The 12,906-nt window shown below is 30.0% G+C and carries 12 protein-coding genes; 3 read left to right on the top strand and 9 right to left on the bottom strand.

Annotated elements, in window-relative coordinates:
- Nucleotides 1–68 precede the first annotated feature (68 nt).
- Nucleotides 69–1,190, top strand: coding sequence for a glycosyltransferase family 1 protein (locus Q3V94_RS11935; protein ID WP_303528004.1), 1,122 nt, complete (start codon nt 69–71; stop codon nt 1,188–1,190).
- Between the two features lie 68 nt (nt 1,191–1,258).
- Here Q3V94_RS11935 and Q3V94_RS11930 read toward each other — a convergent pair whose 3' ends face one another.
- The 4 genes from Q3V94_RS11930 to Q3V94_RS11915 all read right to left on the bottom strand — a co-directional run bounded on the left by Q3V94_RS11930 (nt 1,259) and on the right by Q3V94_RS11915 (nt 4,409).
- Nucleotides 1,259–1,585, bottom strand: coding sequence for a hypothetical protein (locus Q3V94_RS11930; RefSeq protein ID WP_008908424.1), 327 nt, complete (start codon nt 1,583–1,585; stop codon nt 1,259–1,261).
- Nucleotides 1,586–1,694: 109 nt separating this feature from the next.
- A complete protein-coding gene (locus Q3V94_RS11925) occupies nt 1,695–3,140 on the bottom strand; it encodes a methyl-accepting chemotaxis protein (RefSeq protein WP_303528003.1) in 1,446 nt (481 codons plus the stop codon).
- Between the two features lie 108 nt (nt 3,141–3,248).
- Nucleotides 3,249–3,731, bottom strand: coding sequence for a mannose-6-phosphate isomerase (locus tag Q3V94_RS11920; protein ID WP_303528002.1), 483 nt, complete (start codon nt 3,729–3,731; stop codon nt 3,249–3,251).
- A 144-nt stretch (nt 3,732–3,875) separates the two neighbouring features.
- Complete coding sequence (locus tag Q3V94_RS11915; protein ID WP_303528001.1) at nt 3,876–4,409, bottom strand: GNAT family N-acetyltransferase; 534 nt, start codon at nt 4,407–4,409, stop codon at nt 3,876–3,878.
- Nucleotides 4,410–4,565: 156 nt separating this feature from the next.
- On the opposite strand from Q3V94_RS11915, the gene Q3V94_RS11910 reads away from it, so the two are divergent.
- Both Q3V94_RS11910 and Q3V94_RS11905 read left to right on the top strand, forming a co-directional pair.
- Nucleotides 4,566–5,051 carry a hypothetical protein gene (locus Q3V94_RS11910; protein ID WP_303528000.1) on the top strand — a complete coding sequence of 162 codons (486 nt, stop codon included), beginning with the start codon at nt 4,566–4,568 and terminating at the stop codon, nt 5,049–5,051.
- The gene (locus Q3V94_RS11905) at nt 5,041–5,331 is read left to right on the top strand and encodes a hypothetical protein (RefSeq protein ID WP_303527999.1); all 291 of its coding nucleotides are present in this window, start codon (nt 5,041–5,043) and stop codon (nt 5,329–5,331) included. Before Q3V94_RS11910 ends, Q3V94_RS11905 begins: the two co-directional genes overlap by 11 nt.
- Nucleotides 5,332–5,351: 20 nt before the next feature.
- Here Q3V94_RS11905 and Q3V94_RS11900 read toward each other — a convergent pair whose 3' ends face one another.
- The 5 genes from Q3V94_RS11900 to Q3V94_RS11880 form a co-directional block, all read right to left on the bottom strand.
- Complete coding sequence (locus Q3V94_RS11900) at nt 5,352–5,681, bottom strand: hypothetical protein (protein WP_303527998.1); 330 nt, start codon at nt 5,679–5,681, stop codon at nt 5,352–5,354.
- A 13-nt stretch (nt 5,682–5,694) separates the two neighbouring features.
- Nucleotides 5,695–6,441 carry a hypothetical protein gene (locus tag Q3V94_RS11895; RefSeq protein ID WP_303527997.1) on the bottom strand — a complete coding sequence of 249 codons (747 nt, stop codon included), beginning with the start codon at nt 6,439–6,441 and terminating at the stop codon, nt 5,695–5,697.
- Nucleotides 6,442–6,564: 123 nt separating this feature from the next.
- Nucleotides 6,565–9,546, bottom strand: coding sequence for a type I restriction endonuclease subunit R (locus Q3V94_RS11890; RefSeq protein ID WP_303527996.1), 2,982 nt, complete (start codon nt 9,544–9,546; stop codon nt 6,565–6,567).
- A 21-nt stretch (nt 9,547–9,567) separates the two neighbouring features.
- Nucleotides 9,568–10,866 (bottom strand): restriction endonuclease subunit S, encoded by a 1,299-nt coding sequence (locus tag Q3V94_RS11885; protein WP_303527995.1) that lies wholly within the window; start codon nt 10,864–10,866, stop codon nt 9,568–9,570.
- Nucleotides 10,863–12,875 carry a class I SAM-dependent DNA methyltransferase gene (locus tag Q3V94_RS11880; protein ID WP_303527994.1) on the bottom strand — a complete coding sequence of 671 codons (2,013 nt, stop codon included), beginning with the start codon at nt 12,873–12,875 and terminating at the stop codon, nt 10,863–10,865. The genes Q3V94_RS11885 and Q3V94_RS11880 overlap by 4 nt, the downstream gene beginning before the upstream one ends.
- Nucleotides 12,876–12,906: the final 31 nt, after the last annotated feature.

The following is a 12,906-nucleotide window of genomic DNA, read 5'->3' as shown; positions in this document are numbered from 1 at the left end:
TTAAATCCATGCACAAAATTAGCCTTATTGTAATATAAATAAAATATAAGCATAATAGGAGTGATTAAATGAGGATTGCTATAGATGCAAGGGGATATAATTGGTATGCTGGAACTGGAATTGGAACATATATTCAAAACATAATTAAATATATATCGATTCTAGACAATGAAAATGAGTATATTCTCTATTGGCACGGTAAAAATTATGATGAGGTGGTTAAGGGAAATATAAGGGCAGTTATAACCTCAAGAAGGGGGCATCGTTTTTTTGAGGAATATTTTATCCCCCAAAACTTAGTAAAAAACAAAATTGACGTATATCATCTTCCCCAAAATGGAATAGGATTTCCCGAAGAAAAAAAAACAAAAATAATAACCACCATCCATGATCTCATTCCTTATATAATGCCTGAGACTGTAGGAAAGGGTTATCTTAAAAAGTTCCTAACGGAGATGCCCAAAATCATCCAAAAATCCGATCTTATAATAACCGTATCCAATTGCTCCAAAAAAGATATCATAAGATTTTTTAACGTCTACGAATCAAAGGTTAAAGTGACCTACCTTGCAGCAGAAAAATATTTTAAACCCCTTGATAAGGAGCTTTGCAGAAACTATCTTAAATCAAAATACAACATAAACTTTGATTTTCTTCTTTACCTTGGTGGATTTAGCAAAAGAAAAAACGTAAAATCTATAATTTTAGCCTATTCAAAGCTTTTGAAAAATTTAAGCAAGGATATAAGGCTTGTAATATTAGGACAGGCAAAGGATGAAAAGGATGAGCTCGAGAAGATGTGTTTTGATCTTAATTTAGAAGAAAAGGTTATATTTACAGGATATGTCCCCTACGAGGACCTTCCCTATTTTTATAACGCCTCAACTATTTTTTTATACCCTTCCCTTTACGAAGGATTTGGCCTCCCACCTCTGGAGGCAATGTCCTGTAAAACTCCTGTAATAACATCTAACGTAACATCCATCCCGGAAATCGTAGGCGATGGAGCCCTTTTAATCGATCCTAAAGATATAGACGCCCTTCAAAAAGCTATAGAAGAACTCCTTTCCAATGATAAACTTCGAGAGGATATTGCAAATAAAGGATATGAAAGAAGTAAACTTTTCACATGGGAAAAAACCGTTAAAGAAACATTAAATATATATGGTGCCTGCCACTTGACTTTTTGACATTTGGACATTTCCATTATTTTCCAACAAAAAGCACCAATTACTACATTAAGCAATTGGTGCTTTTATCATTTCTTTTCTTCATCTAACACATTTTTAACATCAAAAACCCCGGCCTTAATAAGCCTAAATATAATTTCCGAACGACATTCTATAATGTCCTCAAGCTTATCTGCAACCTTTCTCATATCAAAAACTATATCTAAAAATTCCTTAACCTCATGGGTTTCATTTATAGTTATATTTTTTATTATACTCGCCGTATTGGCAAAGTTTACACATATATATGATAATTTTAAAAGAACATCCGTTAAGGGAGTCAACTCACATTCCAAAAGATTTTTCGTATTTTCATATTTTAAAATAAACCCTGCCTTTTCTAAATCTTCCCCCATAATTTACACCACAATTTTGCTATACTATATTTTATTCAAGGAGTGCCTGCCACTTGACTTTTTGACATTTGGACATTTTCATATTTTTCCAATTAATTTGATCCTAAATTTATAACTTCAATATATTATCTATTGATATTCCTGCTGAGATAACTCCCTTTTCATCCTCCCTTTTTATGGCTATAAATTTATAAAGTTCGCCTGTATCTAGTCTTCTTGTTAAGGGATATATTTCATAGTCCTTATTGGATCTTACAAAGTCCACATATCTTTTATCTATCTCAAAGATATTAAGACCAATTGCTTCCTTTGTAGTCCCGTATTCAAATATCCCCTTTTCATTAGCATAATAAAGATCGTTTATCCCAAGTTCCCTGCACAGTTTCTTGAGTGAATCGGCATCCTTAGCACCTTTATATTCCTTAATCTTTATTGCTATCTCCTGTAACTTTTTTTGTTTATCTTCGTCTATTGAATCTTCTAAAAAATTGTTGCTAAGATTTGATATATCCGTCATTACCTTATTTAAATTCTCAACCATCTCCCTTTGTTTTTGGAGCATTTTAGCAGTTAATTTTATATACTCCAAAGTTTTATCATGGGAGGTTTTTAATACATTTATCCTTTCCTTTGTAATTTCTACCGAATTCCTTACACCCTTTGAACCCTCTTTTATTTCATCAACCTTTACATCAAGGTTGTTTGATGCATCAAATATATCCTTAAGGGCATCATTAACCTTTATGATAACTTCATTAATATTCTTCATTTTTTCACTGCTGCTGTAGCTTATCTTCTGCATTTTTTCTATAGATTCTTTAATATCATTAGTTAAACTTTTTATATTCATATTAAAGCTTTTTACCTGATCCGATAGTTTTCTAACCTCATTGGCAACAACTAAAAATCCCCTACCCAATTCTCCTGCCCTTGCAGCTTCGATGCTTGCATTCAAGGATAAAAGGTTTGTCTGATTTGCAATGTCATCGATGCTTGTTGAAATTTCAAAAATGCTCTCAGATGTTTTTGTAAGTTCATCTGTAATGTTTAAATATTCCTTATAGATTCCTACAATATCATTAAAATTTTTTAGTATATCCTTAATAGTCCTACTGCTCTCCTCTATTACCCTCATATTTTTATTTGAAAGGTCCTTGGTTTCCTTTGAAATGGCTTCTATTGTATCCATATTATTTAAGATATTTCTAGATTCATCATCAATAAGATTTATACTTTTATCATCCTCCTCTACAAGTTTTACAATTTCTTTTGAAAAATTAACCGTTTCATTAGAGGAATTATTAATTTCGTTAGTTGATATGTATAAATTCTTGCTTGCCTCAGCAAGTTTTTTCGATATTTCTTTTAAATCAAATTTTGCCTCTGAAACAACCGTTTTTTCAATGATTTTTTCCTTTTTGGCTAAATAAAAAGTCATTATAGTAGCAAAGATAGAAGCGAAAACAATGGCAGGAAAGGGTTCAACAAAAAATAACATTATTTTACTCAAGATACTTGTTAAAACAGTAATTCCAATAAGCTTTAAAAACTCCATCCATTCCACCCTTTTCTTTTTAGTGTAATATATTTATTCTACAAAAAAAGATAAAATCCTTCTTAGCAAAAAAACTTAAACTTAGGTGCCAGGCACCTAAGTTTAAGTTTATATGAATCTCTCTAACTCCTCTATATTTGAAATCTTCTTTACAAGATCCTTAATACTCTGGCTTCTATCCTTTGGACAAATCAAAACAACATCATCAGTATCAACAATAAGCATATCCTTAACACCTATGGCCGCAATAAGCCTCTTTTCGCCTATAATCGTAGTATTTCTTACATCAAGAACCGCAGCCTCGCAGTTGGATATTACATTACCATGCTCATCTCTATTTAGGAACCTTTCAAGGGATGTAAAGCTTCCAATATCGTCCCAAACAAAATTAGTTGGTATAACAACCGCCCTGTGGGTTCTTTGCATAACGCCAAAATCAATCGAAATTCCGTCTATCTTTTCATATTCTTCCCTAATAACCCTCTCTTCATCGGGAGTTCCAATATACTCATAAATCCTCATAAGATTCTTATAAAGATCCGGAAGATACTTTTTAATCTCCCTAAGCAGTCTATCACCACTTTTTACCAAAGTTGGTTAAATATTTTTATTTTTCTATTGTTATTATAGCACAATTATAAAATTTTTAGTATGTGTTGTGATAATATAATTTTTTGTCGTATATATTTATAAAGCCTGCCCTAAATTCTAAATTAGGCCAGGCTATTAATTTAATTAATCAATCAACATCCCCATCATCAACGAATCATAAAACTTTCCATTAATCTGAAAATCCCTTCTAAGTAATCCTTCTTCTTCAAATCCAAGCTTTTTATAAAGTCTAATTGCTCTTTCATTATCGCTTCTAGTTCTTAAATTTATCTTTCTAATAATTTTCGTCTCCTTTGCCCAATCAATCATATATTTAATGAGCTCTTGTCCTATTCCTTTACCCCAATATTCTTTTAAAACGCTTACCCCAAATTCTCCCGCATGGGCTAGTCTTTTTCTAGCACCGCCACTAAAAGATAGCGCTCCAATTATTTTCCCATCTACAACTGCAATTATAAACAGAGCATTATCTTTATTAGTAAAACCTTCTATTATGCTTTTTTCTGTATCTATCGTTATATTCAGTTCACCAGGACCAAAGGTCAAAAAATCCGATTCCCCTCCGATTACATTCATATAATCAATCATCGCTGCTGCATCATCGACAGTAATTGGCCTTATGATAATCTTTTTATCATCAATCATTAATTCCTTCATTCCCATCTCCCCTTAAAAAAATTATTTACTTGTTATTTTATTACTACTGTCATGTGATTACAACAATTTTTTATTAAAATATTTTATTTTAATGTATATAATGCTATAATTGTTAATATATGTTAACTGTATTGAAACTTAATTGGAGGTGCTATTTTGTATTCAAAAAAATTACTTATTTTGATAGTTTTAATAACAATTATAATCCTGCCAACAATTTATATAGCCTACAAAAACAGTTTTACATTTAACAATTCACGCTTAGAACCCAAAGTAAAGGAATTAGTAACTTCATATTATGATAATTTGCATAATAAAAATTACGGAGAAGCATTATCCCTATTCGATTATGATGCTTCAGCTTTAAATAAGGATATAGAAAACCTAAGAAATAATCAAGATTATATTGTAAATCTGCCAGCTGAAACTAACGATTGGGTAAGGGGTGTTTATTACAATAACAACGAAAAAAATTATATCGTCGAATCATTGACAGAGATAAGCTATATGAATAGAAAATGGGTTGCAACTGAATTGGTATTTGTTAAGCAAATAAAAGGCCAGCTAAAGATTACTAAAATAATCACTGATGACAAATTCTGCTCTGTTAGAGGCACAAAAGTCCATTTGCTTGGAAGGTGAAAAAACAATAACTAAATGGGGGATTATTATAAAGAAAGTTATAATAACAAACATAATATTATTTTTAACAGTTATAGGGACAAAAATCTGGTATTTCATTGAAGCTAGAAAAGTTAGTCAACTTACACCAATAGGAGTTAGTATGGATTTTAACCATCTTTACGTTCAGGTTAGTAATAATGTTTTTATCGGTTACACAGATTTTTCGATTTACGTTTTACTAATAGGATTATTAATAAATCTTTTCTTTTTATTTAGAACATATAAAAGGGGACTTTAATTTAGTTCCCTTTTATATTGTTATTTTTTGTATAACTTCAATAACGAATAAACCAAAATCCAAAATATGCTAACATAAACAGCCCCGTCAAAATATGCCTTAAAAAGCTGAACGCTCCACCTATCATCTCCAATTATCAGCCTTGCTAAAAAACTATGAATAGCTATCCCATCATTAAGGCTTGGAATAGCTGCGGCTACAAAATTTACGCCCAGGCAGATTGCTGCAATAATGCAAAGCAATATTAATGGAATAAGCGATTCGGAAAATCTAAACTCATCCTTTAATTGTCTTTTCATATAAAAAACATAAAATCCCCAGATTATTAAGGTTAAAATTATAAACCACATAATTATTACCTCCTTATAAATAATCATTAGATAAAGCCCAAGAAATTTCTTTATATAAAGGATACAGCTTATAAAATTTCTCCTTTATGAAACCTTCTATTAAAATAATATCATTATACTTATCATATCTATCTAAAAAAATACCTATTGAAAGTGAAAACATTTCTTTATTTTTGCACAAATCAATATATCTATCCAAATAAGTTTTTCCAGAATTGTAACTCTCATATTTAATATTAGAATGCATACTCCCTATAAAAAATCCTAACTCGAAATCGTTTTTTAATGAATTTATTAACTTTGATATCCTATTATAATTTGCTTTGTCCATTAACTTAATTCTTAAGTTTGCATGCTCTATCACATCCGACTTATCAAGATACAAGTTTATCCACCAACCATTATAATCAATGCCTATTTGCAATTGGGTTACTTTATAAAAAGACATTGTTTCTCCCACAAGTCCAGCTTTTCTATACATGTTATAAATAGCGTCTTTAGATTTTCCATATCCAAGGCGCATATAATCAACATAACCCCCATTAGCTTCTGCAAAAGGAAAATAAACGCTTGTTAAGTGTTCCTTTTTCCAATGGGGATTCAAATCTAATTGTGAACAGTAAGATTTTAAAGAACATTCATGTAACGTTTTAAATTTATCAAAAACTCTTTTTCTTCTGCTAATAGTTTGTGTATCCTCTAATGCTGCATATTTAATATCAAATATATCAAAATCATCATCAATAAAAAATCTACCCATATTTGCGGCCTTTTAGATAGCCTCCCCTCCCCATTTATAACATTATAAGAATAATTAATCAAAATTTTTTATCGGCAATTGAGCGGTTGTGGTATACCACAACCACCCGATTGCCGACAAATTTTATACCGATTTTGCTCTTAATTGGTCATAAACTTTCTTTGCTAAGTAATCAATTATCACATTCCTAAAATCTTCTTCCATAATTATCTTTAAGAACAACTTCTCATTTTCTTCTCTTCTGTTAATAAGAATATCCATAAACGTTTTTGTATAATCTAATTTAAAGTTGTCAAAATCATTGCTATTTACACTTAATACTATATCTTCATTGTTCATGCTGTCTTGTTCTAATTGGTCTAATGTCAATCTATCTGTTTCTGTAAAATCTGTCCCAAACCTTTGATTCAATTTTTCAATAATAGATGACAACTTTGTCTTTTCTTCTTCACGTATTGTCTTACCAAATGATGTGGGCTGTAAAACAGCTTCTCCTTCTTTAACTAAGGATATACTTCCATCGAATGTCTTTTCATTTCTATAATACTCTAAAGCGATTTCATCAGCTAAATCCAGCTTTATTGAATCTGCTTTTGGTAATTTCCTTAATAGGAAATTCAAGTATATATATAACTTATGCAGCTCAGAATCCGCAAATGGTCCTATTTGAAGTATAAAAGAATAAGTTCTTATATACTTTGCCGCTACGCTTTTGAACTGTTCTTGTTGTTCTTTTGTAATGCTCTTAAATCTACTTACAGCTTTATCAAGAATTGAATTAAGCTTTTCCTGCCCTTTAGATGATTTTAACTTGCTATCTAACTCAAGCTTTACAACTTCCAATATTTCTTCATCTGTATACACCTGCATTGCATTTAATTCATTTTGTAAATCATATAAAATATTAGGGTCTGTTGTACACTCTAATTCAGTTACTTCATAAAAAGTTTGAAAAGCCTTCTTTATGTCTTTTGGGTCATTAACAAAATCAAGTATAAACGTATCATTTTTACCCTTACATGTTCTATTTAATCTTGATAATGTCTGAACAGCTTTAATTCCCTCTAATTTTTTATCAACATACATAGTATGAAGCAGCGGTTCATCGAATCCTGTCTGGTATTTTTCAGCAACAAGCAATATCTTATATTCATCAGCCTTAAATTTTTCAGGTAATTCTTTTTCTCTTATTCCGTTGATTCCTTCTTCAGAATATTCTATACCTTCATCAACTACGGTTCCTGAAAATGCTACTAAAGCTTTTAAATCGTTATATCCTTTTTCTTTAATATACTTATCAAATGCTTGTTTGTATCTTACGGCATGTAATCTTGAGCTTGTAACAACCATAGCTTTGGCTCTACCGCCTATTTTATGCCTCGTTACTTGTCTAAAGTGTTCAATCATTATCTCTGTTTTCTGTGCTATATTATGTGGATGTAGTGATACATATTTTGCAATCGCCCTTGCTGCTTTTTTAGCTGGAACCTCAGGGTCTTCTTCTATTCGTTTTGCGATTTTATAAAACGTTTTATATGTTACATAGTTTTTTAATACATCTAAAATAAACCCTTCTTCAATTGCTTGTCTCATCGAATAAATATGATAAGGATAGTATTTACCATCATTGCCTTTGACTCCAAATAATTCTAAAGTTTTTGCCTTTGGAGTTGCTGTAAATGCATAATATGAGATATTTTTTTGTGGACCAAGTTTAGTTATTTCTTTATTGATTTTTTCTTCAATATCATCCTCTTCTTGATTGTCCAGTTTCTCTGCTTCCTCTAAACTTTCCGCTGACAATACTTCCCTTAAAGCAGAAGCTGATTTGCCTGTTTGAGATGAATGAGCCTCATCAATTATTATCGCATAATTTCTTTTTTCAATACCTTTTATTTTTTCAATTATAAATGGAAACTTTTGCAAAGTTGTTACTATAATTCTTGTCCCGTCTATAATAGCTTGTGCTAATTGATTAGAGTTTTTTTCTATTTTTGCAACCATTCCTGCTTTATGTTCTATTTGATAAATAGCATCCTGAAGCTGCTTATCTAACACTCTTCTATCTGTGATAACAATTACACTATGAAATATAGGTTTATTTTCATCATCATGAAGCTTTGCTAATCTGTGAGCAAGCCAAGATATACTATTTGTTTTACCACTACCTGCTGAATGTTGAATTAAATAACTCTTACCTGTCCCATTAATTTTAGTATCCTGTTCTAATTTTCTAACAACATCTAATTGGTGGTATCTTGGGAAAATTAACATCTCCCTTTCTTCTACGACTTCACCTGTGCTATCTTTTATTTGCTCTTTTTTTATAAAAACAAAGTTAAATAAAATATCAAGCAAACTATCTTTTTGAAGCACTTCTTCCCATAGATAATGAGTTTTATAATTACCTTCTACTTCTGGATTACCTTTGCCTCCATTATTACCTTTATTAAATGGTAGAAATACAGTCTCATTCTTATCAAGTTTAGTTGTCATGTAAACTTCATCTGTATCTACTGCAAAATAAACTATTGTTCTCTTTTTAAATTGGAATAAAAGCTCTTTAGGGTCTCTGTCTGTCATAAATTGTAATTTAGCATCATCAACAGTTCGTCCTGTAAGAGGATTCTTAAGCTCTAATACTATAATAGGCAATCCATTAAGCATAATAAGCATATCAACACTTTTATTGTTTTTCTGGCTATAATAAACTTGTCTAGAAACAGTAAATATGTTGTTTGAATATAATTTTAATAATGTATAGTTTAAATTATTTGCAGGCTTATTATATGCAAGTCTTAGATGCACACCATAATCTTTAATACCATGTCTTAAACAGTCAATCAATCCTCTTTTATTTATCTCTTTGTTAATTCTGTCTATTATTTTTTCTTTGTATGATTCTTTATGTATATTTTTTAATTTTTCCAATTCCTTAGGTTGAGTATTTTCTAAAAACTCAAATAAAATTTCTACATCAATTGCATATTTTTTAAAATCATCTAAAGATTGTCCTTTTAATTTACGTTCTCTATAACCGTTTTTTATTATTAAGGCTTCCTCAATATTACTTTCAAAACCTTTTTCTTTATAATCTATTGGCACAAAAATCCCCCCAGGTAAATGTTAATTATTAATATTAAAATCTCTTACATCAATTTTTCCTGTAACAACTTCGTAAATAAGGGATTGACGGTATTCTTTTAGTCTTTCGATTTGTAGTTTTATTACCTCTATAAGTTTAACGTTAAGATTTTTTATCATATCCAAATATTCTACAATTTTCTTTTGTTCATCAATTGGTGGAAGTATAATTGGAGTATTTATCAATCTCTCTCTTGATAATTCTATTTGATTAGTAGCCCCATTAATAAGCGAACTATACACATAACCTTGATAAACTTGAGTTCTTAATAAATAATTTAAATAATTAAAATTCAATAATTCATTTTTGCATCTAATGATAGTTACATGACTATCGGCAATAAAATTACCTTTTAATTTGAATATATTTGCTCTTCCTAAAGTGCCTGTCCCTGTTGAATTCATCATTAAATCTCCATATTTTAACATACCTTTAAAATCATTAATATCTTTCTTACTATCATCTTGAAATTTAATATTTTCAATTTTTATATCATCCCAATAAATACAGGCTTGGTTTATAACTCTTATAGAACTTTCTTCAACATAATCTGGGCTATCACCTCTAGATACAAATTTAGTAAGATACTTAAGAGGAATAACTTCCCAATGCTCTGGTATTTCCCCTATCCACTCTACCCCAGAATTTTTCATCTTTACATTTGGATTCAACCCCTTTGTAACCGCTTCTGTTATTATTGCCTGTCTTTTTTCTTCAACTAAGATTATAAGTTTTTCTTTATCTTTAATAAGTGATTCTATTTCAGAAGTTTTTTGGTCGAGGAAATTGACTATGGCTGATTGCTCATTCTCAGGAGGTAATTGAATAAATATATTTTTCATATCAGATTGAGTAAGCTTATCTCTGGTGCTTCCATTTATATAATTTCCGTAATCAACGGTATTTAAAATATATGTTAAGAGTTTAGCACTTATTAATTGCGATGTTTTTAATACATGAATATGATTATTAGGCCAGATTTTCTCATTAGAATAAAAAGCAACATCTTTAGTTTTATCAAAAAAGGGTGCGCCATCTTCTCCTAATAAAACAACTTCCTCATTAATTATCCAATCATTTACATAATCAATAATACCGTTTGCTCCCCAATAAGGAATATCTCCTTGCATTTTTCCTCTTTGTTCTGAACTTAAAGGAATCCTTTTCCCGTCAAGACAATTTGTAAGGTATTTAAGTTTTTTTACTTCCCAATGCTCTGGTATCTCTCCTATCCATTCTACCCCACAATCCTTATACCTTTCATATCTTTTATATTTCATAACTCAATCACCTTCTTTAGCTTTTCCTGTATAATCTGTTCAAGCTCTATAATCTCCTTCATTATTTCCTCTGAACTTCTTAATGGTTTATATTTGTAAAAATATCTTGTAAATGGAATTTCATATCCGATTTTAGTCTTGCTTTCGTCTATCCAAGCATCAGGAACATGTGGTTTTACTTCCCTTTCAAAATATTCATGTATATTTTCCTTTAACGGAACATTTTCTGTATCTCTTAAATCTGGGTCAGGCTCAGGATTTCCTTTTGAATCTATACAAATATCTGCGGTATCGTCTTTTTCTGATAATGCAGATAATATTGATTTTAAAAGGGATGCACTAACATTTATTTCTTTTTCCTTAAATAGATTCTTTAAAATTTTAATAAATTCTTCTCTTTTTTTATAAACTTTATCTGACTTTATAGAAAATAAAGCTTCAATTATTTCTTTTTGAAGTTTTTTCCCTTCTTCAATTTCTTTAAGTCCTGCTTCTCCTTTTTTCTTTGAAGTTGCTAAGTTCTTAAATGCTGTTTCATTAGGTAAGTTTTTGATTCTTTCTTCATCTATTTTAAAGTTAAGCCTTAAAGGTCTTTCAACTACAATTTTTCTATATCCAAAATCTTCATTATCGAATATCTTGCAATATTCATTCTCTTTAAATTCTCCATAAATCCTAACAATTTCTTCAATTTGTTTTTCTGTAATTTGATTTCTTTTATTGCCAAGACTTTTTTTCATTTTTTCGTAAAAATCAACTGCATTTACAAGTTGAATTTTACCTTTTCTATAAGATGATTTGTTATTTGTTAAAATCCATATGTATGTTGCTATACCAGTATTGTAAAAAAGTTCAGTAGGTAATGCCACAATTCCTTCAACAAGATCATTTTCAATAAGCCATCTTCTTATTTCACTCTCTCCAGAACCTGCATCACCAGTAAATAAAGGTGAACCGTTCATTATGATTGCAATTCTTGAGCCTTTCTTATTTTCTTCTGTTATAGGTTTCATTTTGGAAACAAGATGCTGAACAAATAAAAGTTGTCCATCTGAAATCCTTGGGAGTCCTGCTCCAAATCTACCGCTAAATCCTTTTTCTTCGTGTTCTCTTTTTACTACATCTTCTGCTGGTTTCCATTCAACTCCATAAGGCGGATTAGTTATCATATAATCAAATTTCATATTTGGAAATGCATCTTGGGACAATGTATTTCCTAATTTAATATTATCAGCATTCTGTCCTTTAATTAACATATCTGCTTTACATATTGCATAAGACTGAGGATTTATTTCTTGGGCAAAGAATTCTAATTTTGCTAAAGGATTTAATTCTTTTAAATATTCTTGTGCTATTAAACCCATTCCTCCTGTTCCTGCACATGGGTCATATATTGTTTGCGTTATGCCTGGTTTTGTTAATATATCATCATCTTCCAAAAATAATAAATTTACCATTAATTTAATAACTTCCCTTGGGGTATAGTGATCGCCTGCTTCTGCATCCTCTAAAAATCTTCTTATAAGTTCTTCGAATATTAGTCCCATTTCAGCATTTGAAACTACATCAGGATGCAAATCAATTTCGCTAAACTTTTTTACTACCAGATATAAAAGATTATTTTTATCCATTTTGTCTATTTCTTTATCAAATTCAAAATGTTCTATTATATCTCTTGCATTTCTAGAAAATCCATTAATATAATCTTTTAAATTATCAGCGATATTATCTGGATCAGCTAATAATTTATTAAAATCAAACTTGCTAACATTACTAAAATTACATCCTGACTTTCTATTTAAAATTTCATCAATGGCTTCTTGAGGAAGATGCTTTATTTTTTTATATTCTTCTAAAACCATTGTTTTTGTATTTTCTAAAACACAGTCAAATCTTCTTAAAACACACATTGGTAATATTACATTTCTGTATTCTTCTTTTCTATAAGGACCTCTTAATATTTCAGCTATGCTCCATATAAAATCAACTTTTTCTTTAAAGTTATTCATTCTTATCACCCCTAAATATAATTTTACAATA

This window comes from Caloramator sp. CAR-1, from assembly GCF_030546345.1.
Classification (GTDB): domain Bacteria; phylum Bacillota; class Clostridia; order Clostridiales; family Caloramatoraceae; genus Caloramator; species Caloramator australicus.
This window is presented reverse-complemented; position numbering and strand designations above follow the sequence as displayed.

Excerpts from the sequence above, each read along its gene's own strand:
- Q3V94_RS11935 (WP_303528004.1), top strand. The coding sequence starts at position 69 with ATGAGGATTGCTATAGATGCAAGGGGATATAATTGGTATGCTGGAACT.
- Q3V94_RS11930 (WP_008908424.1), bottom strand. The coding sequence starts at position 1,585 with ATGGGGGAAGATTTAGAAAAGGCAGGGTTTATTTTAAAATATGAAAAT.
- Q3V94_RS11895 (WP_303527997.1), bottom strand. The coding sequence starts at position 6,441 with ATGGGTAGATTTTTTATTGATGATGATTTTGATATATTTGATATTAAA.
- Q3V94_RS11885 (WP_303527995.1), bottom strand. The coding sequence starts at position 10,866 with ATGAAATATAAAAGATATGAAAGGTATAAGGATTGTGGGGTAGAATGG.
- Q3V94_RS11880 (WP_303527994.1), bottom strand. The coding sequence starts at position 12,875 with ATGAATAACTTTAAAGAAAAAGTTGATTTTATATGGAGCATAGCTGAA.
- Q3V94_RS11915 (WP_303528001.1), bottom strand. The coding sequence starts at position 4,409 with ATGAAGGAATTAATGATTGATGATAAAAAGATTATCATAAGGCCAATT.
- Q3V94_RS11900 (WP_303527998.1), bottom strand. The coding sequence starts at position 5,681 with ATGTGGTTTATAATTTTAACCTTAATAATCTGGGGATTTTATGTTTTT.
- Q3V94_RS11925 (WP_303528003.1), bottom strand. The coding sequence starts at position 3,140 with ATGGAGTTTTTAAAGCTTATTGGAATTACTGTTTTAACAAGTATCTTG.